At 70.6% G+C, this 18,878-nt stretch carries 21 protein-coding genes; 12 read left to right on the forward strand and 9 right to left on the reverse strand.

What is annotated here, in order from left to right; translation table 11 throughout:
- Nucleotides 1–70: 70 nt before the first annotated feature.
- Together ACFVFH_RS08785 and ACFVFH_RS08790 are read right to left on the reverse strand one after the other, a co-directional pair.
- Nucleotides 71–292, reverse strand: a complete 222-nt coding sequence (locus tag ACFVFH_RS08785; protein ID WP_383765200.1) for a hypothetical protein — start codon at nucleotides 290–292, stop codon at nucleotides 71–73.
- A gap of 220 nt (nucleotides 293–512) precedes the next feature.
- The gene (locus ACFVFH_RS08790; RefSeq protein ID WP_383765202.1) at nucleotides 513–1,694 is read right to left on the reverse strand and encodes a helix-turn-helix domain-containing protein; all 1,182 of its coding nucleotides are present in this window, start codon (nucleotides 1,692–1,694) and stop codon (nucleotides 513–515) included.
- A 122-nt stretch (nucleotides 1,695–1,816) separates the two neighbouring features.
- On the opposite strand from ACFVFH_RS08790, the gene ACFVFH_RS08795 reads away from it, so the two are divergent.
- A complete protein-coding gene (locus ACFVFH_RS08795; RefSeq protein WP_383765203.1) occupies nucleotides 1,817–2,374 on the forward strand; it encodes a flavoprotein in 558 nt (185 codons plus the stop codon).
- Nucleotides 2,375–2,530: 156 nt separating this feature from the next.
- On the opposite strand, the gene ACFVFH_RS08800 is transcribed toward ACFVFH_RS08795, so the two are convergent.
- A complete protein-coding gene (locus ACFVFH_RS08800) occupies nucleotides 2,531–3,094 on the reverse strand; it encodes a hypothetical protein (RefSeq protein ID WP_383765205.1) in 564 nt (187 codons plus the stop codon).
- 450 nt (nucleotides 3,095–3,544) lie between these two features.
- On the opposite strand from ACFVFH_RS08800, the gene ACFVFH_RS08805 reads away from it, so the two are divergent.
- Complete coding sequence (locus ACFVFH_RS08805; RefSeq protein ID WP_383765207.1) at nucleotides 3,545–4,180, forward strand: hypothetical protein; 636 nt, start codon at nucleotides 3,545–3,547, stop codon at nucleotides 4,178–4,180.
- Between the two features lie 242 nt (nucleotides 4,181–4,422).
- Nucleotides 4,423–5,154 (forward strand): leucine-rich repeat domain-containing protein, encoded by a 732-nt coding sequence (locus tag ACFVFH_RS08810; RefSeq protein WP_383765209.1) that lies wholly within the window; start codon nucleotides 4,423–4,425, stop codon nucleotides 5,152–5,154.
- Nucleotides 5,155–5,489: 335 nt separating this feature from the next.
- Here the strand turns inward: ACFVFH_RS08810 and sodN are convergent, their stop codons facing one another.
- Complete coding sequence (gene sodN, locus ACFVFH_RS08815) at nucleotides 5,490–5,885, reverse strand: superoxide dismutase, Ni (protein WP_383765211.1); 396 nt, start codon at nucleotides 5,883–5,885, stop codon at nucleotides 5,490–5,492.
- 179 nt (nucleotides 5,886–6,064) lie between these two features.
- Between sodN and sodX the strand changes: the two genes are divergently transcribed.
- Complete coding sequence (gene sodX / locus ACFVFH_RS08820; protein WP_383765213.1) at nucleotides 6,065–6,523, forward strand: nickel-type superoxide dismutase maturation protease; 459 nt, start codon at nucleotides 6,065–6,067, stop codon at nucleotides 6,521–6,523.
- Here the strand turns inward: sodX and ACFVFH_RS08825 are convergent.
- Entirely contained in the window at nucleotides 6,427–7,056 is a 630-nt protein-coding gene (locus ACFVFH_RS08825; protein WP_383765215.1) for a CGNR zinc finger domain-containing protein, read from the reverse strand. The genes sodX and ACFVFH_RS08825 overlap by 97 nt on opposite strands.
- Nucleotides 7,057–7,145: 89 nt before the next feature.
- Here ACFVFH_RS08825 and ACFVFH_RS08830 point away from each other — a divergent pair, with 89 nt between their 5' ends.
- The 3 genes from ACFVFH_RS08830 (at nucleotide 7,146) to ACFVFH_RS08840 (ending at nucleotide 9,302) form a co-directional block, all read left to right on the forward strand.
- Nucleotides 7,146–7,907 (forward strand): class I SAM-dependent methyltransferase, encoded by a 762-nt coding sequence (locus ACFVFH_RS08830; protein ID WP_383765217.1) that lies wholly within the window; start codon nucleotides 7,146–7,148, stop codon nucleotides 7,905–7,907.
- A gap of 160 nt (nucleotides 7,908–8,067) precedes the next feature.
- On the forward strand, nucleotides 8,068–8,556 hold the full coding sequence (locus ACFVFH_RS08835) for a SigE family RNA polymerase sigma factor (RefSeq protein WP_383765219.1): 489 nt from the start codon (nucleotides 8,068–8,070) through the stop codon (nucleotides 8,554–8,556).
- Nucleotides 8,553–9,302: a hypothetical protein gene (locus ACFVFH_RS08840; protein ID WP_383765220.1), complete on the forward strand. Its 750-nt coding sequence runs from the start codon at nucleotides 8,553–8,555 to the stop codon at nucleotides 9,300–9,302. The genes ACFVFH_RS08835 and ACFVFH_RS08840 overlap by 4 nt, the downstream gene beginning before the upstream one ends.
- Nucleotides 9,303–9,425: 123 nt before the next feature.
- Here the strand turns inward: ACFVFH_RS08840 and ACFVFH_RS08845 are convergent, their stop codons facing one another.
- From ACFVFH_RS08845 to ACFVFH_RS08855, 3 genes are read right to left on the reverse strand one after another with little or no spacing between them, the layout of a single operon-like run.
- On the reverse strand, nucleotides 9,426–10,187 hold the full coding sequence (locus tag ACFVFH_RS08845; protein ID WP_383765222.1) for an amino acid ABC transporter ATP-binding protein: 762 nt from the start codon (nucleotides 10,185–10,187) through the stop codon (nucleotides 9,426–9,428).
- Nucleotides 10,184–11,134, reverse strand: coding sequence for an amino acid ABC transporter permease (locus tag ACFVFH_RS08850; RefSeq protein ID WP_383765224.1), 951 nt, complete (start codon nucleotides 11,132–11,134; stop codon nucleotides 10,184–10,186). The genes ACFVFH_RS08845 and ACFVFH_RS08850 overlap by 4 nt, the downstream gene beginning before the upstream one ends.
- A 29-nt stretch (nucleotides 11,135–11,163) precedes the next feature.
- A complete protein-coding gene (locus ACFVFH_RS08855; protein ID WP_383765226.1) occupies nucleotides 11,164–12,108 on the reverse strand; it encodes an ABC transporter substrate-binding protein in 945 nt (314 codons plus the stop codon).
- A 521-nt stretch (nucleotides 12,109–12,629) separates the two neighbouring features.
- On the opposite strand from ACFVFH_RS08855, the gene ACFVFH_RS08860 reads away from it, so the two are divergent.
- The 5 genes from ACFVFH_RS08860 (at nucleotide 12,630) to ACFVFH_RS08880 (ending at nucleotide 17,705) form a co-directional block, all read left to right on the forward strand.
- Nucleotides 12,630–13,841, forward strand: coding sequence for an NADP-dependent malic enzyme (locus ACFVFH_RS08860; RefSeq protein WP_383765228.1), 1,212 nt, complete (start codon nucleotides 12,630–12,632; stop codon nucleotides 13,839–13,841).
- A 504-nt stretch (nucleotides 13,842–14,345) separates the two neighbouring features.
- Nucleotides 14,346–15,311: a zinc-binding dehydrogenase gene (locus tag ACFVFH_RS08865; RefSeq protein ID WP_383765230.1), complete on the forward strand. Its 966-nt coding sequence runs from the start codon at nucleotides 14,346–14,348 to the stop codon at nucleotides 15,309–15,311.
- Nucleotides 15,312–15,391: 80 nt separating this feature from the next.
- On the forward strand, nucleotides 15,392–16,792 hold the full coding sequence (locus ACFVFH_RS08870; RefSeq protein ID WP_383765232.1) for a cellulase family glycosylhydrolase: 1,401 nt from the start codon (nucleotides 15,392–15,394) through the stop codon (nucleotides 16,790–16,792).
- 128 nt (nucleotides 16,793–16,920) lie between these two features.
- The gene (locus tag ACFVFH_RS08875; protein ID WP_344508963.1) at nucleotides 16,921–17,130 is read left to right on the forward strand and encodes a helix-turn-helix domain-containing protein; all 210 of its coding nucleotides are present in this window, start codon (nucleotides 16,921–16,923) and stop codon (nucleotides 17,128–17,130) included.
- Nucleotides 17,130–17,705: a Clp protease N-terminal domain-containing protein gene (locus ACFVFH_RS08880; protein ID WP_383765234.1), complete on the forward strand. Its 576-nt coding sequence runs from the start codon at nucleotides 17,130–17,132 to the stop codon at nucleotides 17,703–17,705. The genes ACFVFH_RS08875 and ACFVFH_RS08880 overlap by 1 nt, the downstream gene beginning before the upstream one ends.
- A 189-nt stretch (nucleotides 17,706–17,894) precedes the next feature.
- Here the strand turns inward: ACFVFH_RS08880 and ACFVFH_RS08885 are convergent, their stop codons facing one another.
- The gene (locus tag ACFVFH_RS08885; protein WP_383765236.1) at nucleotides 17,895–18,878 is read right to left on the reverse strand and encodes a helix-turn-helix transcriptional regulator; all 984 of its coding nucleotides are present in this window, start codon (nucleotides 18,876–18,878) and stop codon (nucleotides 17,895–17,897) included.

Consider the following 18,878-nt stretch of genomic DNA (forward strand, 5'->3'; position numbering starts at 1 on the left):
CGGTGCCGGTGCGGTGTCGGTTCGCCAGGACCGGGCAGCGGCCGGGCGGACCGGTGATCCGCCGCGGCGATCACGACACCTGCCGCCGCTCCCGGATCGCGCAGGCGGCGGTGTCCGCACAGGCCCGTGGGAACCAGCTGTAGGCGGCGCCCGCGGCGGGGCGGGCGCGTTGCTCGCCGAGGTCGGTGTCGGCGCCGACGGTGAGGACGGCCCCGCACCAGAGACAGGCCCGGCCCCGCTGCTGCTGTTCCGTCAGGCCGCTTACCGGCGGCAGTCCCCTCGCGACAGTCATGGTGCCCCCCGGCTGGTCGGCGCGTCACTGAACTGGTGGAACGAGACTGCCGGGGCGCGGCGGGCGCAACGCTCACAGATTTGTGAGCGCACCGTGTTCGAGCGACTACGGAACGGACTGCTGCGACCTGACCGCTACGACCTGATTGCTGCGAGCCCGTCTGCTACGAGTCCGTCTGCTGCGAGCCCGTCTGCTACGAGCCCGTCCGCCACGGGCCCGGTTACAGACCGATCCAGTCGGCCATGGCGACGAGGGTGTCCGGTGGGCGGCGGCTGGTGTGGAGCAGTCCGGTCACGGTCTGTCGGGTGCGCGGGTGGTAGCGGGTCTGCTCCGGGGCCGCCCGCCGCGCGGCGACCAGATGCCGCAGGGAGGCGTCCAGGTGCCCGGTCTCCATCTCCACGACGGCATGGTCCACCAGGAAGCGGGCCCGCCGCGAGGTCGGTGTCGCGGGCGGGAGCTTCACGGTGCGGGCCTGGCGCAGCGCGACGTCGAATTCCCGCATGGTGAGCGCCGCTCCCATCTCGTGCAGGGTCACGTTCATCCGGCCGAACGACAGCCAGTGCACGTCACGGGCCTCGCCGCCGACACGGTCGGCCAGCTCGCGGGCGGCGGCGATGTGCTGCGCGACGGCGCTCCTGTCCCCGGCCCGCGCGGCCACGGCCGAGGCGCCCAGGTGGAGTTGGCCCGCGACGGCGAGCCCCTCCCGGGTGGTCTGCCCGGCCACCAGCTCCTGCCCGGCCGCGACCAGGCGCCGCCCGAGATCCTGCCCGGCCTCGGCATGGCCCAGGGCCCGCCGGTACTGGCGGATCGCGGCGAGGCAGGGGTCGGAAGCGTGGTCGGCGGCCCACCCCATGCGGTCCAGGGCGACGACGGCGAGGTCCGGGAAACCGAGCTTGACGGCGATGTCGTGGGCGGTGCGGTACGCGGAGGCCAGTGCGCGCCACGCCTCCGTGGTCGGTGCCGTACGGGCGGAAAGCGTCAGGTCGTTGATGACCCCCGGAAGCGCGCAGGCGGCCTTCCGCAGGTGGGTCGCCCGTACTTCCTGGCAGAGGCGGTCGGCCCTGAGCACCAGTTCGTCGAGGGGGCGCAGGGGCCGGTGCCCGTCCGGGTCGAGGTCGTACAGGGCCAGGCACTCGCGGATCGGGTGGACCAGGGAGGAGAGGCGCCAGTGCGGTGTACCGGCCGTGTGCGGCGGCCCGGTGAGGACGCCGGCGTCGATCCCGAGGGCGTCGGCGACGGCGGCGGTGAACTCGGCCGTCGCCACCCGGGCACCGCACTCGACCTGGTTGAGCAGACTGTAGGAGTACGGAATCCGGTTGGCCAGCCCGCGCTGGCTGAGCCGGGCGCGTTTCCGCTGCTCCTTGATGCGGTCGCCCGTGCTGCTGTTGTCGGGTGCGGACATTCCGGTACCTCGCTCGTGAGTCATCGGCGGGAACGGTACCCGCACCGCGAGGAGTTGAGGCCGAGTCCTCGCGAAGTCCAGCCGGTTCGGGGGTGGTTGCCCGGATGTGATCGGATGGCCGCATGAGGACCCTGTACCTGTTCGGTTCGGCCGCCCCGCCCGTCTTAGAGGCCGCGCAGGCCGTCGAGGAGGCCCGAGCGCGTGGTTGGGACGTATGCCTGGGGCTGACCCCCACGGCCGCCCGCTGGCTGGACGACCGGATACCGGAGCTGGAGCGGTTGACCGGGCATCCTGTGCGCTCCGAGTACAAGGCCCCCCGCGATCCGGACGCATGGCCGACGGCGGACGCGATCCTGCTCGCGCCGGCCACGTTCAACACGGTCAACTCCTGGGCGCTCGGGCTCACCGACCGGTTCGTCGTGGGGGTCGTGGCCGAGGCCATCGGGAAGCGGATCCCGACGGTGACGATGCCGTGCGTGAACGCCGCCTACGTGCAGCACAGGGCGTTCGACCGCAGTGTCGCCGCCCTGCGCGACATGGGCGTGACCGTGCTCTACGGCGAGGGCGGCTTCGTCCCGAACCAGCCGGGCGAGCGGCGCCCGGAGGGATACCCGTGGCACCTCGCCCTCGACGCGGTCGCGGCCGCGGCCGACGGCCGGAACACCGTCCACCACGACTGACACCCCGGCCCGGTCCCTGCCCGACCGACCGACTCCACCCCTCCACCCCTCAGTCCCTGCGAGCCCTGCCACCGCGGCGCGCCTTCCTCGGCAACTCCTCGTCGGCGTCGCCGTTCACTGACGGGGAAGGGGGAAGCCGTGTCCCACGGACAGCGATCAGGAGGGTGCCCGGCGGTGCAGGCGCCCCAGTACGACATGGAACCTCTCGCGTCCTGCCGCGGCGCTCGCGTCCCGCAGAGCCGTGGCGTCACCGCCCGGCGAGAGGAACTGGAGCCGCCGTTCCTCGGCGAGGAGCGCGGCCCCCGCCACGTTCTGGTCCAGCATCCCCATCGCGGTGAGCGCCGTATGACCGCAGGACACGGCGTCATCGACGTTCCCGGAGCCGTGGGCCGACAGGGCGTAGCGCAGGCTGAGAACGGAGAAGAAGGCGTACGTGTCGGCGACATCGGTGATCCCCTCCTCGTTCGGCCGAAGCTCCGGGAACCGCTCCAGCAGCCGTACGCGCCCGGCGGCGCCGACGAGCGGCCGGTCGGCGCACCAGAGGTCGCGTACGGACTCCGCGTAGAAGTCCAGGTCGGATTCCCGCCCCGGCGCACGCGCCCGCAGGCCCATGAACAGCGGCGCCATGCGCTCGACGCAACCGGCGACATACCCCCGGACCACCTCACCGCCCCCTTCGCGAAGCGCCTGCACCACGGCGTCCTCCACCAGCGTCCCCACGCCCCGCACCCTCCCCCTCGCACCGAACGCCAGGCTACCGAGCGCCCCGACGCCGATCCGACCGACTACGACGGGCACCCGTTCACCGAGTCATCCGGGCTCCCGGGCACCCGGCCGTGAGCCCGTTTTCCCGTGGGCGCAGGCCGTACTCCGGTCGGGCCCAGGCTTCGGGCTTCACGATGAACGTCTGCCCTGCCCGCCCCCTCAGCGACCTTGTACGCCTTGGTGGATACGACCTGAGCGATCAGCCGAACACCCGGACCGTGCGCGGCTCTCAGCGTGTGCGAGGCCGCCGACGCCGCCGTGAGCGCAGGGCGAACCGCATCTGTGCGACCGAGTCAGCCCCATATTCGCTAATCGATCACAAAATCATTACTTCTGGCATATGTGCCTCACTCGGTCGTGAGGCCCGTTACGGTCATTCCTCCATGAACCACCTTGGGGGGCAACTTGAGCAAGCGCACAGTCACTACCGCACTCGCCTGTCTGGCCGTTATCGCCCTGGCGGGATGCGAGCCGGCCACCACCGCCCAGCAGCCCGCCACTTCGCCGCCTTCCCCCACTACCTCGGATGCCCGGCTTCCGGAGAAGAGTGACAAGCCTGTTGAGCGAGCGGCAGTCGCGAACTTCGTCGGCATGGGTCTGCAATCCGCGCAGGACAAGGCACAGGCCGATGGTTTCCACCTGCTGGCGTCCCATGACAGTGCGGGTCGCGGCCGTATGCAGGCATTCGACCGGAACTGGAAGGTCTGCACCCAGAACTACAAGCCGGGGAAGAACATCCCGGTCGACACCGAACTCGACTTCGGAGCGGTGAAACTCGAAGAATCCTGCCCGTCCAAGGAAGAGACGGACCCTGCTCCCGCCGGGAAGGCCATGCCCAACTTCGTCGGGAAGTCGGTCAAGGTGGCGCGAGGAGCCCTCGACCCGAGCACGTCGATCACTGTCACCGACGCCGGCGAAGACCGCATGGTCCTGATGGAGAGCAACTGGAAGGTGTGCAACCAGACCCCGAAGGCCGGAGCGGTACTCAACGGCCAACCGGTCGAGTTCGCCGCGGTCAAGTTCGACGAGTCCTGCCCGTAGAGAGCCGGACATCGGGAACGCCCTTCCCATCGAAGTGGGTGAGGCCCCTCCTGGCGGCCCGTGTGGTGAGCGGTACGGCCGTACGTGCCCGGAGGTTGCGGCAGTCCGCTACCCCTCCGCGTATGCGCTGCGACGGTTTGCGACGATCTCGGTACCGTGGCGCCATGACGGACAGGGGAGAGCCGCATGTCGTTGCGAACCGATGGGCCGACGTTTCGGACCCGGCGCCGGGAGGACGAGGGATGACCCGGGACTTCTGCTCCTGCTTCGACCAGTCCACGCCCCGTCCGGGAGCCCGCGTCGGGTTCCACACCGAGAGGCAGGACCTCACCGCGCCGGGCTGGCGGCATCTGCTGGAGCTGGTCGAGGAAGCCGCCGCCGACGAGCGCGAGGAATTCAAGCCGCTGATCGAGCTGAGCCCGGCGGAGCGGCTGCAGGTCGTCACCCTGCCGCCGACCATCGCCAAGCTGACGGCGGTCAAACACCTCGTGCTCTACGGCAGCAACCTGGTCCGGCTCCCGCCCGAGATCGGGGCCATGACCAGCCTGGAGGAATTCACCCCGTACACCTCCTACCGGCTGCACTGGTTCCCCTACGAGATCACCCGCTGCCGACGATTGACCCGCAGCACGGTGAGCACGCGAGCTCTCTTCGGCAACTTCAAGGTCCGGTCGCCCTTTCCGAAGCTGACGTCGTCCCCGGACTCACTCACGGGCCTTGATCCGGAACGTCTGGATCCCGGGCGCTGGGGTCCCACAGCGCTCCAAGGCTGTAGCGTCTGCGACGGCCCGATTGCACGAGGCGCACTCCAGCAGGTGTGGATCTCCCTGCGCGTGGCCACAGACGTGTTGCCGCTTCTGGTCAACGCCTGCTCGCCGGAGTGCGCCACCTCCCTCCCCGGCGGCGCTGACAACTACATCGCCACGGCCCACAGGGGTGGTCTAGTCGACCAGCCGCCGCCCTACTGGGACTGATCACATCCGAAGTCTGGTCCGGTCGCCCGTACGGCCGTGAGGGCGTCGGGCTGCCGCACGTGGTCACCCACGGCCTGCGGTACTTCCGCGCCTCCGCGCTCATCGGCGGCGGTGCCGGACAGCGTCGGACAAGTCCAGGTCGTTCTCGGTCACGCGTTCGCCGTCATGTCCGCCGTCATCACGTTGCGGATAGCGGATATACGCGCACCTGGACCCTGGGGAAAGAAGACCGCACCCGGTCCCTCACGGACGCCGTGCTGGCGGCCTGCGGACCGGGTGCGGACAGGTGAGCGGCACGACCCGCGAAACCGCAGGTCAGAACGCCTAACCAGAGATCAAGCCTTCTTCGTCTCCCAGAAGATCTTGTCGATCTGGGCGATGAGGTCCAGCGCCTTCTGGCCCGTCTCCGGGTCCGTGGAGGCCTTCGCGGCCGACAGCGCCTTCAGGGTGTCGTTGACCAGCTGGTGCAGCTCCGGGTACTTCTCGAAGTGCGGGGGCTTGAAGTAGTCGCTCCACAGCACCGAGACGTGGTGCTTGGCGAGCTCGGCGCGCTGTTCCTTGATGACCACCGCGCGGGCCCGGAAGTGCGGGTCCTCGTTGGCCTGGAACTTCTCCTGGACGGCCTTGACGGACTCCGCCTCGATGCGGGCCTGGGCCGGGTCGTACACGCCGCAGGGCAGGTCGCAGTGGGCGCTGACCTTCACCTTGGGGGCAAACAGGCGGGAAAGCATGCAGCTGTCCTTCCTCGTGATCGTCTTCTCAGGTGGGACATTACTCCGTGAGAGACGGGTTTTCGTGGCTGCCCCCATGGGCTTAGGCCAAAAGTCCGGGGCGAGGATGGGTCCACTGGCCGAATGTACGGAACGCTGTACAGGACGTGTACTGGACGGACCGGGGAGGTGCCGGAGAGATGCGGGAGGTGCCTGAGGTGCCTGAGCTGACGCGGGAGCGGCCGGGGGGCGGGCCGGCGGGGCGTGTGCCGTTCCAGGTGGTGGAGGTGACCGGGCCGTCGATGGTGCCGACGCTCCATCACGGGGACTGGCTGCTCGTGCAGTACGGGGCGACGGTGCGCCCCGGTGACGTGGTGATCCTGCGGCATCCGTTCCAGCAGGACCTGCTGGTCGTGAAGCGTGCCACCGAGCGTCGCCGGGGCGGCTGGTGGGTGCTGGCCGACAACACCTTCGCGGGCGGGGACAGTACGGACTACGGGGTGGTGCCCGAGGAGTTCGTCCTGGCCAGGGTCCGGGCGCGCTACCGGCCGCTGAGGAAGGATCAGCGCTCGGTGTGGTCCGTGCTGGCCTGGGCGGTCTCCGCGCTGCGGCCGGTCTCGGCCGCCCGTTCCGTCTCCAGGCGCTTCCGGGCCCGGTAGGCGGCCACGTTGGCGCGGGTCGCGCAGCGGTCGGAGCAGTAGCGGCGGGACCGGTTGGTCGAGGTGTCGAGGTAGGCGTTGCGGCAGGGCGCCGCCTCGCACAGGCCGAGCCGGTCGACCCCGTACGAGGTGAGGTGAAAGGCGAGGCCCATCGCCGCGATGGCGGCGTACCCGGCCGTGGCGTTGGACGGATGGTCGGCCAGGTGCATGTGCCAGTCCGGCTTGCCGTCCTCGTCCCGGAAGTCGTGCCCGGAGATCTGCGGGCTGACCGGGAACTCCAGCAGCAGTGAGTTGAGCAGGTCGACGGCGAGTGTCTCGTCCCCGCCGTCGGCCGCCTCGAAGACCGAGCGCAGCCGCCCCCGTACGGACCTGAAGCGGGTCACGTCCGCGTCGGTCGCTCGGCGGGCCGCCTGGCCGTTGGGGCCGAACAGCTCCCGGATCGTCTCCACGGAGGTGAGGGCGTCCTTGTTGCGGGCCGGCTCCTCGGTGTTGACCAGACGTACGGCGTAATCCGAGTAATAGGCCAGTTCCACTTGTAGTCCTTACGGCGTCGGTCTATGGTCGGTGCAGCGAGCGATGTAATGGTCTTTTGTGGATCCAGGGTATTACATGGAGGTTCCCGGTGGCGGAGACATCGACAGGTACGGACTGGCGGGCCTGGCAGGACAGCTGGGACCGGCAGCAGGAGTGGTACATGCCCGACCGCGAGGAGCGGTTCAGGGTGATGCTGGACATGGTCGAGGCCGTCGTGGGGCCGCGGCCCAGGGTGCTCGACCTCGCGTGCGGTACGGGAAGTATTACGGATCGGCTGCTCAACCGGTTCCCGGAAGCCACCAGCACCGGGGTGGACCTCGACCCCGCACTGCTCGCCATCGCGCGAGGCTACTTCGACGGGGACGAGCGCGTCACCTTCGTCACCGCCGATCTCAAGGACCCCGAGTGGACAGGGCGGTTGCCGTACGACTCGTACGACGCCGTGCTCACCGCCACGGCCCTGCACTGGCTGCACACCGAGCCGCTCACCGCGCTCTACGGGCACATCGGAGGGCTCGTCAGGGACGGCGGGGTGTTCATGAACGCGGACCACATGATCGACACCGCGACGCCCCGGATCAACGCGGCCGAACGCGCCCACCGGCACGCCGCCATGGACCGGGCCAAGGCCGAGGGCGCGGTCGACTGGGCCGACTGGTGGGCGCTGGCCGCCAAGGACCCGGTCCTCGCCGCGCCGACCGCCGAGCGGTACGAGATCTATGGTGAGCACGCGGACGGCGACATGCCCCCCGTGCAGTGGCACATCGACACCTTGCGCGCGTCGGGGTTCGACGAGGCGCGGGCCGTCTGGGCCTCGCCCTCGGACAGCCTGGTGCTCGCCGTGAAGTAGCGGGACGCGGGGAGCGACGGGCGGTACGGGCGAAGCGCCCGTACCGCCCCGTTCTTTTCCCGCCGCTGTTTTTCCGTCGCCGCTGCAACCCGCCGTGCTCCCCAGCGCACTGGAAGGGTGAGACGGTCCGCACCCGCGGACCCGGAGAGGGGCGCCGACGATGCGGATCGATGACGATGCCGCGCTGCACGCCTTCGTCGAAGGCAGACGTACCGCGCTGTTCCGCAGCGCGTACCTGCTCTGCGGCGACCGGCACGAGGCCGATGACCTGGTCCAGGCGACGCTGGTCAAGGTCGTGCTCGGGGGGCGGCGGTACGGACGGCTCGACAACATCGAGGCGTACGCGCGCAAGACGCTGATCAACACCTTCATCGCATCCCGCCGCCGGTTCTGGCGGCGCGAACAGTCCTACGGCGAGCTGCCCGACCGGGCCGACCGGGTGCCGGACACGGACACCGGGCTGGCGGTGCGGGAGGCGCTCGCCCGGCTCACCGACAAGCAGCGGGCCGTACTGGTGCTGCGGTACTGGGAGGACCTGAGCGTCGAGGCCACGGCCGGACTGCTCGGGATGCGGGAGAACACGGTCAAGAGCCACGCGGCTCGGGGGTTGGCGGCACTGCGCGCCCAGATGGCGGAGGAATTGGTATGAGCAACGACGTGCACGAGCTGCTGGGGCGGGCCGCGGACGAGGCGGGACAGCCGGCCACCTCCACCCGGGCGGTGTACGCCGGCGCGGCCAGGGTGCGGCTGCGGCGCAGGGTCGGTGTCTCCGTCGCGGCGGTCGCCGTGGTCGCGGCCGGGGCGGTCGCCGTGCCGAGCCTGGCACCGAAGGGGGACACCGGGGAGACCACGGTGGCGGCCCCGGTCGAGCTCGCCGGGAACAAGGGCCGGGCGCAGGATCTGGCGAAGGTGCTGCCCAAGGACGTCGGGGACATCGCGCAGGTCTCGCTGTCCGTGATCATCAAGGGGGACACCTCGCAGAAGGAGATGGAGCACCTGCAAGGCCCGCTGGACGGGCACTTCTCCGTACGCAAGGACGGCGGCGTCGGCTATCTCGTCATCGGCTACATGAACACGGGGAGCCCCGTCGCGGGGAGTGACCCGTGCAAGTCCGCCCAGGGAGTGCCGGGCATGGCGGACTGCGTGAACGAGAAGGTGCCGGGCGGCGGGGTGCTGACGACCTGGAGCGACTCGATGGACTACGAGGGCGCGCCGAAGTGGGGACGGGAGCTGGTCGGACGGCTCGTGCTGAAGGACGGCGGTGTGCTGAGCATCCGTGACAGCACCGGCTTCAAGGGCGAGCGGGCGCAGGGCCCGCTGCTGAAGACGCCGCCGCTGACCCGTGCCCAGCTCCGGACGCTGCTGCTCAGCCCGGAGCTGCTGCCGAAGAAGTAGAACCGAAGGCAGAAGCGAAGAAGGAGGAGGGGGGAGGGGAGAGGGCCGTGCGGGCCTCGGGGGCGTATCTCACCGGGCCTCGGAGGCTTACCGGCCTCTCCCCTCCCCTACAGGACCTCTCCCTTACAGCACCTTCGACAGGAACGACTTCGTCCGGTCGTGCTGGGGGTTGGTCAGCACATCGCGCGGGTGGCCCGACTCGACCACCACACCGTCGTCCATGAAGACCAGCGCATCGCCGACCTCACGGGCGAAGCCCATCTCATGGGTCACGACGATCATCGTCATGCCGTCCTCCGCGAGGCCGCGCATGACGTCCAGGACGTCGCCCACCAGCTCCGGGTCGAGCGCCGACGTCGGCTCGTCGAAGAGCATCAGCTTCGGCTCCATGGCCAGCGCGCGGGCGATGGCCACCCGCTGCTGCTGCCCGCCGGAGAGCTGGGAGGGGTAGTTCTTCGCCTTGTCGCCCAGGCCGACCCGGTCCAGCAGCCGTTCGGCGCGTGCCCTGGCGACGGCCTTGGCCTCGCGCCTGACCTGGACGGGGGCCTCCATGACGTTCTCGATCGCCGTCATGTGCGGGAAGAGGTTGAAGCGCTGGAAGACCATGCCGATGTCCCGGCGCTTCAGCGCGACCTCGCTGTCCTTCAGCTCGTAGAGCTTGTCGCCCTTCTGGCGGTAGCCCACCAGGTCGCCGTCGACGTACAGCCGGCCGGCGTTGATCTGCTCCAGGTGGTTGATGCACCGCAGGAACGTCGACTTGCCGGAACCGGACGGTCCGATCAGGCAGAAGACCTCCCGGGGCGCGACCTCCAGATCGATGCCCTTGAGGATGTGCGCGGCGCCGAAGGACTTGTGGACGCCCTCGGCCTTCACCATGGCGGTCATGCCATGCCTCCCTTCGGGCGGCCGAAGGACAGGAGGTTGGCCCTGACCTTCTGGAACGGGGTGGGCGGCAGGCTGCGGCTCGAACCGCGCGCGTAGTACCGCTCCAGGTAGTACTGGCCGATGCTCAGCACCGACGTCATGATCAGGTACCAGGCCGCCGCCAGGAAGTACATCTCGACCGGGGCCCCGGACGCCTGCCCGATGTCCTGGGCGTTCTTGAACAGCTCGTAGAACTGCACGGCCGCCACCAGTGACGTCGTCTTGAGCATGTTGATCACTTCGTTGCCCGTCGGCGGCACGATCACCCGCATCGCCTGCGGGATCACGACCCGGCGCAGGGTCTTGCCATGGCTCATGCCCAGTGCGTGCGAGGCCTCCGTCTGCCCCTCGTCGACCGAGAGCAGGCCCGCACGGCAGATCTCGGCCATGTACGCGGCCTCGTTGAGCCCCAGGCCGAGCAGCGCCGTCAGCAGCGGCGTCATGAAGCTCGACCAGTAGTCCTTGTAGATCGGCATCAGGTCGATGTACTCGAAGACCAGGCCCAGGTTGAACCAGACGAACAGCTGGACCAGGACCGGGGTGCCGCGGAAGAACCAGATGTAGAACCAGGCGATCGAGGAGGTCACCGGGTTCCTGGACAGCCGCATCACGGCCAGCAGGATGCCGCCGACGATGCCGATGACCATGGACAGGGCGGTCAGCAGCAGGGTCTGGCTGACGCCCTTGAGGATGCGGTGGTCGAAGAAGTAGTCGGGGACCGCACCCCAGTTGATCTTGCCCTGGCTGAAGGCGTAGACGATCGCGGCGAGTGCCCCGATCGCGATGACCGCCGAGACGTACCGGCCGTAGTGCCGGACCGGGATGGCCCTGATTGCCTCGGGGCCGGACGGTGGAGTGGAGGGTATGGGCGGCTGGTCGGCCGGGCCCGTCTTCTCGAAGTCAGTCACAGGAAGAACCTTTCCGCGCCGGTGCCTGCTCAGGATCCGCCGTTGACCTTGGCCTCGGTGACCGCACCGGCCTCCACCCCCCACTTGGAGATGATCTTGCCGTACTGACCGTTCTTGATGATCGCCTCCAGGGCGGCCCGGACGGCGTTGGTCAGCTTGTCGTTGCCCTTCGCGACGGCGATGCCGTACGGGGCGGCCTCGACCTGCTCGCCGACGATCTGGAAGTCCTTGCCGCCGCCCGAGGTCTTCACCGCGTACGCGGCCACCGGGAAGTCGGAGGAGGCGGCGTCGACGCCACCGCTGCGCAGCCGGGTCTGGGCCTCCAGGTCGTTGTCGAAGGTCTCGATGGCGATCTTCCTGCCACCGGTGCACTTCTTCGACTCGTCCTTGGCGAGGTCGTGCGAGACGGTGCCGCGCTGGACGGCGATCTTCTTGCCGCAGAGGTCGGCCCAGGACGTGATGCCCTGGTCGTCGCCCTTCCTGGTGTAGATCGAGACACCGGCGGTGAAGTAGTCGACGAAGTCGACGCCCTCGCCGACCTTCTTCTTCGTCTCGGAGTCGATGCCCTGCTGGCGGTCCTTGGTGTCGGTCATCGACGACATCGCCAGGTCGTAGCGCTTGGAGCGCAGACCGGTGATCAGCGTGTCGAACGTGCCGTTCTCGAACTGGAGGGTCACGCCGAGCTGCTTGCCGATCGCGGCGGCGATGTCGGGGTCGATGCCGACCGTCCGGCCGGACTTGTCCTTGAACTCGACCGGCGGATAGGCGATGTCCGAACCGACCTTGATGGTGCCCTTGTCCCTGATCTCCTTGGGCAGGAGATCAGCGAGCGGCGCCGAAGCCGCTCTGTTCGAGGGCCCGTTCTTGGTCTGGTCGCCACAGGCGGTCAGCAGCAGGGCGCCGGCGACCGCGATGGCGCCGGCCGCCGCGATCCGGGATTTCGCGGCCGTGCGACGTGTGGTGCTTGCGGTCATGATCGGGATTCCTCCGGCAGGTGAAGGTGGTGTTGCCAGGCGGTATGGACGCACGACTGTGGATGTCGCCCCCCTGTGTGATTAGGGCATCTTGCCATTTGGACTGGCTCAAACCTGCGGCTGCTCATGTCAAAATCGGATAACGGGCGATCCCCGATCCCTGTGGGGCCGGTACGCGAGGCCGGACCATCCACGGGGTTTCCCGCTTGACGCCGGAAGATCTGCGGCGCGTCTCGACTGATGGACGCTTTCGTCGCTTGGCGGACTTGTCCAGATATTCGACTATGAGTCACGTCACCGAGTCCATATGGACTCGTCCATGACGTGGTCTGTCGGGTAAGAAAGACCTTTACACCCCTCATCCGGGGCTCAGGGCGCGTGTGCGGCGCGCCCGCGCGTATGTATTTCCCCCTGCCGGGGCGGGCCAACCGTCGACGCGGGGCACGTACGCGGTGCCCGCCCACCCCTCCTCAACCAGGAGTGGCCACCCTCAAACGATGAAGACTTAAGGGGTCAACACCATGGCAGCGGAGATCGTCAATCCTCGCAGCGACAGCACCACCGACAGCACCACCGATGAGCCGTTCGATCCGGCCTTCGCTCTCCACCGCGGGGGGAAGATGGCCGTGCAGGCCACCGTTCCCATCCGCGACAAGGACGACCTGTCCCTCGCGTACACGCCCGGCGTCGCCAAGGTGTGCAGCGCCATCGCGGAGAATCCCGAGCTGGTCCACGACTACACCTGGAAGTCGCAGGTCGTCGCCGTCGTGACGGACGGCACCGCGGTGCTCGGCCTCGGTGACATCGGACCCGAGGCGTCCCTCCCGGTGATGGAGGGCAAGGCGATCCTCTTCAAGCAGTTCGGCGGTGTCGACGCGGTGCCGATCGCGCTCGCGACCACCGACGCGGACGAGATCGTCGAGACGGTCGTCCGGCTCGCGCCCTCCTTCGGCGGCGTGAACCTGGAGGACATCTCGGCGCCGCGCTGCTTCGAGATCGAGCGCAAGCTCCAGGAGCGGCTCGACATCCCGGTCTTCCACGACGACCAGCACGGCACCGCCGTCGTCACGCTCGCGGCCCTGCGGAACGCGGCGAAGCTCTCCGGGCGCAGCCTCGGCGACCTGCGCGCCGTCATCTCCGGCGCGGGCGCCGCCGGGGTGGCCATCGCGAAGTTCCTCCTGGAGGCGGGGCTCGGCGATGTCGCCGTGGCCGACCGCAAGGGCATCGTGAGCCGGGACCGCGAGGACCTGACCGAGGTCAAGCGCGAGCTGGCCGGGCTCACCAACCGGGCCGGCATCTCCGGCACGCTGGAGAGCGCGCTGGCGGGCGCCGACGTCTTCATCGGCGTCTCCGGCGGTACGGTCCCCGAGGCGGCCGTCGCCTCGATGGCGCCCGGCGCGTTCGTCTTCGCCATGGCGAACCCGAACCCCGAGGTGCACCCCGACATCGCGCACAAGTACGCGGCCGTCGTGGCGACCGGGCGGTCCGACTACCCGAACCAGATCAACAACGTGCTGGCCTTCCCCGGCATCTTCGCGGGCGCCCTCCAGGTCCGGGCCTCCCGGATCACCGAGGGCATGAAGATCGCCGCGGCGAACGCGCTGGCCGACGTCGTGGGCGACGAGCTCGCGGCGGACTACGTGATCCCGTCGCCGTTCGACGAGCGGGTGGCCCCCGCCGTGACCGCCGCGGTGGCGGCCGCCGCACGGGCGGAAGGCGTGGCCCGGCGCTGAGCCGGTGGGGTGAGGGGGCGGAGCGGAGTGGGGCACGGATCAGGGGTGCCTGCGGCCGGCTCCGCCCCCGGCCCTTGCCCGCTCCGGGCCGTATTTGCGAGTTCCGGGCCGCGGCGGTCCGCTCCGGTCCGGCCCGGTCCGGTCCGCGCCGGTCCGCTTCGGACCGTCTCGGCACGGGCAGGGGCGGGTGCCCCCGTCCTTGCCTGCTTCGGGCCGCGCCGGTCCGTTCCGTACCGGCCGCTCCGGTCCCGTACTTGAGTGCTCGGTTCCGGCTTCGCGCCGGTCTGCACCCTCCACGCCGTTCCGCGCCCGGCACGTCCCGTACTTGCGCGGCTCCGCTCCGGCCCGCGCCGGTTCGCTCCCTCCCGGCCCCGCCCCGCCCGGCCCGTCCCGGGGCTCCGCTTCGGGGTTCGCACCCCGATTGCCGTAGCGGCTCCACCGCGCGGCGTGCGTCACACCGGCAGCCGGTTACGTCCGGCCCGCGCCCGGCCTATCGTCGGGGCCATGTTCGCCGCCTACGCATCCCGCATCGACCGCGACCAGCCCCTCAACGGCCTCGACCTGGGGGAGCGCCCCGCACCCGAGGCACGCCCCGGCTGGACCACCGTCAACGTCCGGGCCGCCTCCCTCAACCATCACGACCTCTGGTCCCTGCGCGGCGTCGGCCTCGCCGAGGACAAGCTGCCGATGATCCTCGGCTGCGACGCGGCAGGAACCGACGAGGAGGGCAACGAGGTCGTCCTGCACTCCGTCATCGGCCAGACCGGACACGGCGTCGGCCCGGACGAACCCCGCTCCATCCTCACCGAGCGCTACCAGGGCACCTTCGCCGAGCAGGTCACCGTCCCCAGCTGGAACGTGCTGCCCAAGCCGAAGGAGCTCACCTTCGAACAGGCCGCCTGCCTGCCGACCGCCTGGCTCACCGCGTACCGGATGCTCTTCACCAACGCCGGGGTGCGCCCCGGTGACTCGGTCCTCGTCCAGGGCGCGGGCGGCGGCGTGGCCACCGCCGCGATCGTGCTCGGCCGGGCGGCCGGGCTGCGGGTCTACGCCACCAGCCGCCACGAGGCCAGGCGCAGGCGCGCCGTCGAACTCGGCGCGATCGAGGCGTACGAGCCGGGTGCGCGGCTGCCGCACCGCGTCGACGCGGTCATCGAGACGGTCGGCGCGGCCACCTGGTCCCACTCCGTGAAGTCGCTGCGCCCCGGCGGCACGCTCGTCATCTCCGGTGCGACCAGCGGCGACCGGCCCTCGCACGCCGAGCTGACCCGGATCTTCTTCCTGGAGCTGAAGGTGGTCGGCTCGACGATGGGCTCCAAGGACGAACTGGAGGACCTGCTGGCCTTCTGCGCGACCACCGGGGTGCGGCCCGTCATCGACGAGGTGCTGCCGCTGGACCGGGCCCGCGAGGGGTTCGAACGGCTGGAGGCGGGCGACCAGTTCGGAAAGATTGTGCTCACCTGCTCTTGAGGTGTGCGGGGTGAGCTGCTCTGATCTGCGCCATGCGGACGCGGACAGGGAATCGGATAGGGAATCGGATACGGATACGGATGCGGGTGGGTGGCGCACTCACCTCGATCGTCGCCTCGTTCGTGCTCGTGGCGGGGGCGCTCGCCCCCGCCGCCGGCGCGCGCACCGCACCACCGGAACAGCACACCGGCATCCCCCGTCTCACCGACGACGAGGGCCGCACGCTCACCCTGCGCGGCTGGAACGTCGAGGACAAGACGAACCGCGGTGACCGCGCGCTGAGCGCCATCACCGAGAAGCACTTCCGCGATCTGCGTGCCAAGGGCTTCGGCTTCGCCCGGCTGCTGATCTTCTGGGACGACCTGGAGCCGCGCCGGGGCCACTACAGCGACGGGTATCTGCGCAAGATCGAACGGATCCTGGACTGGGCGCGGAAGTACCGCGTCCAGGTGCTGCTCGACGCCCACCAGGACGTGTTCGGTCCGGCCTTCGGCCACCGGGGCATCCCGGCCTGGGCGACCCGTACCGACGGCCTGCCCTTCACCCCGCACCCCGACGACTGGTTCGCGGAGTACTTCGAACCGGCCGTGCAGCGCGCCTTCACCCATCTCTACGAGGACCCCGACCTCCAGCGCGCCCAGGCCCGGATGTGGCAGGTCGTCGCCGAGCGCCTGGGGCGCCACCCCGCCGTCCTCGGCTACGACCTGATCAACGAGCCGATGGGGGAGGTACGGGAGGGCGAGGACCTGGCGACGGCCGCCCGCCGCATCGAGGCGCGGCAGCTCACTCCGATGTACAACCGGCTGGCCCGCGCGGTCCGTTCGGTCGACCACGGCAGCAACTGGCTCTTCGTCGAACCCACCCCCGTCGTCGGCGAGGGCGTCCCCACCGGGCTGGGCGAGATCCGGGACCGCCGGACCGTCTACGCCCCGCACTTCTACAACACCGCGATGGAGGCGGGCGCCGACTACGATCCGTCGGCCGGCTGGATCGAGTCGTACGAGGCCGCCGTCACCGCGTACCCGCGACGGCGGCACGTCCCGGTCGTCGTCGGTGAATGGGGCCCGCTGAACAACAGGCTGCCGATGATGGGCCGCTTCTACCGGGACGCGATGGCCTCGCTCAGCCGTTACAGCTCGGGCTGGGCGGGCTATGTCTGGTGCTACGGCGGTGGCTACTGCGCCCTGGACGAGAACGGCGCCTTCGCGGCCAACAAGGACCGGACCGCCACCCCGTACGCCCCCGCCGTCGCCGGAACCGTCCACTCCGACCGCTACGACGACGGCACCCGCGTCTACCGGCTCAGCTATACGGCGGGCCGCCGCGGCACCACGGAGATCTCCCTCCCGCCGGCCGCCGGGCGGTGGCGGGTCTCGGTGGACGGCCGCGCCGAGGTCCGCAGGCACGGGGGAGAGGTGTGGATCCGGGCCCGGGAGGGCGCGCGCGTCACGGTGACGGTGACCGGGACGGCGCGCGGCTGAGCGGGGCCGGGGGTCTCTGCGTGATGCTTCCGCGCGGAGCTGCTGCGCGGGTTTCCGCGCAAGGTTTCCGCGCAGAGATTCCGTCAACCTTGGTTGACGGGAACGTGATGTCAACGTAGGTTGACGTCATGACGGAAGCGACGGATCTCGCCACGCGCGCCGGTGACCGCGACCCCCGGGTGGGGCTGCGGGCGGTCGCCGCGCTGCGCCGGCTGCTGGAACAGCTCGAAGCCGTACAGGTCAGGAGCGCCCGCGCGCAGGGCTGGTCCTGGCAGGAGATCGCGGCCGAACTGGGTGTCAGTCGGCAGGCCGTGCACAAGAAGTACGGGAGGCATTGATGTTCGAACGATTCACCAGGAGCGCCCGGGAGATCGTGACCGGCGCCGTGAGCCACGCCGAACGGGCCGATGCCGCATCGGTCACCCAGGAGCACCTGCTCCTCGCGCTGCTCGACCGCCGCGAGGGCCGGGCCGCCTTCGCCGCCACCTCGCTGGGTCTCACCGACCGCCGGGCGGCCGTCGAGGCCGATCTGGTCAGGGCCCGCCGCCACGGCGGGCTGACCCGGGCCGACACGGACGCACTCGCGGCTCTCGGCATCGATGTGACCGGGATCGTCGCCCGCGTGGAGGAGGTCCACGGGGAGGGCGCGCTGGACCGGGCCCGGCGGCGCGGCACGGGGCGCCGCCCGTTCGATCGCGGGGCGAAGGACGTCCTGGCGGGGGCGCTGCGGATCGCGGTGGGGCGCCAGGACCGGTTCATCGGAGACGAGCACCTCCTCCTGGCGCTCACCGCCTGCCCCGGCGTGGTCGCCGACGCGCTCGCCGCCCAGGGCGCCACGTACGCGTCGGTGAGCCGCGCGCTGTACGGGGAGGAGGGCGGCGGCACCGCGGGTCGACTCAGGAAGGCGGGCTGACCCCGGGCCGGAGGGACAGGCCGTCGGCCCCTGCGGCTGTATCCGGCTGCCCCGGCCCCGGCCCCGGCCGTGTCCGGCTGTCCCGGCCCCCGGGCGTATCCGGCTGCCCCGGTCGCAGGGCCTCACAGGCTGGACGCCGACCCCCATCCGTATCCGGCCGTCCCCCTCCCGGTACGCGGTGGCTGCCCGTTACCTCGCGCCGTTGTCGTCCTTTCTCAGCAGCGCTCCGATGTGGGACGCGGCCGTCGACAGGTGGGAGCGGGCCGCCGTCAGCTGTTCCTCCGTGACGCCCCGGTCGCGGGCCGCGTCGCGGATGTCGTCGCGGAAGCGGTCGAGCAGGCGGTCCAGGTCGCGGGCCGGGTCGCCGGTGGTGGCGGTGTCCCGGCCCCAGTCGGGGTCGGCGGCGGTGGGTTCCGGCTTGGTGTACGGGGGGCGGCCGCCCGTTCTGGTGAAGCCCGCCAGCTGGCCGGTGATCTCGGCCAGCCCCTCCCGTACGCCCGAGGGCCAGTCGCCCCGGGCGAAGTGCTCCTGGACCTGGCGGGCGGCGTTCTGCATCTGCTCGCGCGCCCGGTCCTGGGCCTCCTTGGCCTGGCGGCGGGCCTGCTGGGCCTCCTCGCGGGCGCGGCGGGACTCGTCCTTCGCCCGCCGGGCCTGTTCCTTCCACTCCTGCTTGGCCTTGCGCAGCTCCTCCTTGGCCGCGCGCCACGCCTCCTTGTCGCCGAAGTCGCCGAAGTCGCCGAACGGGGAGTCCCGGTCGCCCTTGCGGCCAGGACCGGAGCCCGTGTGCCGGGTCTCGTCCGCCGCGGCCCGCATCTCGCTGCGCAGCTTCCCGGCCGCGCCGCGTACGTCGTCCCGTATCTCGGCGGCAAGCTCGGAGACCGACTCGCGGATCTCCAGCTCCAGATCGGCCAGTTCGCCGGTGCGGCCGGCCAGCTCCTCGCGGCCCGCGTCGGTGATCGAGTACACCTTGCGGCCGCCCTCGGTGGCATGCGTGACCAGGCCCTCGGCCTCCAGCTTCGCGAGGCGCGGGTAGACCGTGCCCGCCGAGGGGGCGTACAGCCCCTGGAAACGCTCCTCCAGGAGCCGGATCACCTCGTAGCCGTGCCGGGGGGCCTCGTCGAGGAGCTTCAGCAGATAGAGGCGGAGACGGCCGTGGGCGAATACGGGGGGCAT

Origin of the sequence: Streptomyces sp. NPDC057697, from assembly GCF_042799335.1 — a bacterium.
GTDB lineage: Bacteria > Actinomycetota > Actinomycetes > Streptomycetales > Streptomycetaceae > Streptomyces.

Coding starts and splice junctions, on each gene's coding strand:
- sodN (WP_383765211.1), bottom strand. CDS start 5,885: ATGCTTTCCCGCCTGTTTGCCCCCAAGGTGAAGGTCAGCGCCCACTGC.
- ACFVFH_RS08810 (WP_383765209.1), top strand. CDS start 4,423: ATGACCCGGGACTTCTGCTCCTGCTTCGACCAGTCCACGCCCCGTCCG.
- sodX (WP_383765213.1), top strand. CDS start 6,065: ATGCGGGAGGTGCCTGAGGTGCCTGAGCTGACGCGGGAGCGGCCGGGG.
- ACFVFH_RS08785 (WP_383765200.1), bottom strand. CDS start 292: ATGACTGTCGCGAGGGGACTGCCGCCGGTAAGCGGCCTGACGGAACAG.
- ACFVFH_RS08860 (WP_383765228.1), top strand. CDS start 12,630: ATGGCAGCGGAGATCGTCAATCCTCGCAGCGACAGCACCACCGACAGC.
- ACFVFH_RS08790 (WP_383765202.1), bottom strand. CDS start 1,694: ATGTCCGCACCCGACAACAGCAGCACGGGCGACCGCATCAAGGAGCAG.
- ACFVFH_RS08845 (WP_383765222.1), bottom strand. CDS start 10,187: ATGACCGCCATGGTGAAGGCCGAGGGCGTCCACAAGTCCTTCGGCGCC.
- ACFVFH_RS08885 (WP_383765236.1), bottom strand. CDS start 18,878: ATGCCCCCCGTATTCGCCCACGGCCGTCTCCGCCTCTATCTGCTGAAG.
- ACFVFH_RS08875 (WP_344508963.1), top strand. CDS start 16,921: ATGACGGAAGCGACGGATCTCGCCACGCGCGCCGGTGACCGCGACCCC.
- ACFVFH_RS08855 (WP_383765226.1), bottom strand. CDS start 12,108: ATGACCGCAAGCACCACACGTCGCACGGCCGCGAAATCCCGGATCGCG.
- ACFVFH_RS08880 (WP_383765234.1), top strand. CDS start 17,130: ATGTTCGAACGATTCACCAGGAGCGCCCGGGAGATCGTGACCGGCGCC.
- ACFVFH_RS08835 (WP_383765219.1), top strand. CDS start 8,068: ATGCGGATCGATGACGATGCCGCGCTGCACGCCTTCGTCGAAGGCAGA.
- ACFVFH_RS08870 (WP_383765232.1), top strand. CDS start 15,392: ATGCGGGTGGGTGGCGCACTCACCTCGATCGTCGCCTCGTTCGTGCTC.
- ACFVFH_RS08795 (WP_383765203.1), top strand. CDS start 1,817: ATGAGGACCCTGTACCTGTTCGGTTCGGCCGCCCCGCCCGTCTTAGAG.
- ACFVFH_RS08865 (WP_383765230.1), top strand. CDS start 14,346: ATGTTCGCCGCCTACGCATCCCGCATCGACCGCGACCAGCCCCTCAAC.
- ACFVFH_RS08840 (WP_383765220.1), top strand. CDS start 8,553: ATGAGCAACGACGTGCACGAGCTGCTGGGGCGGGCCGCGGACGAGGCG.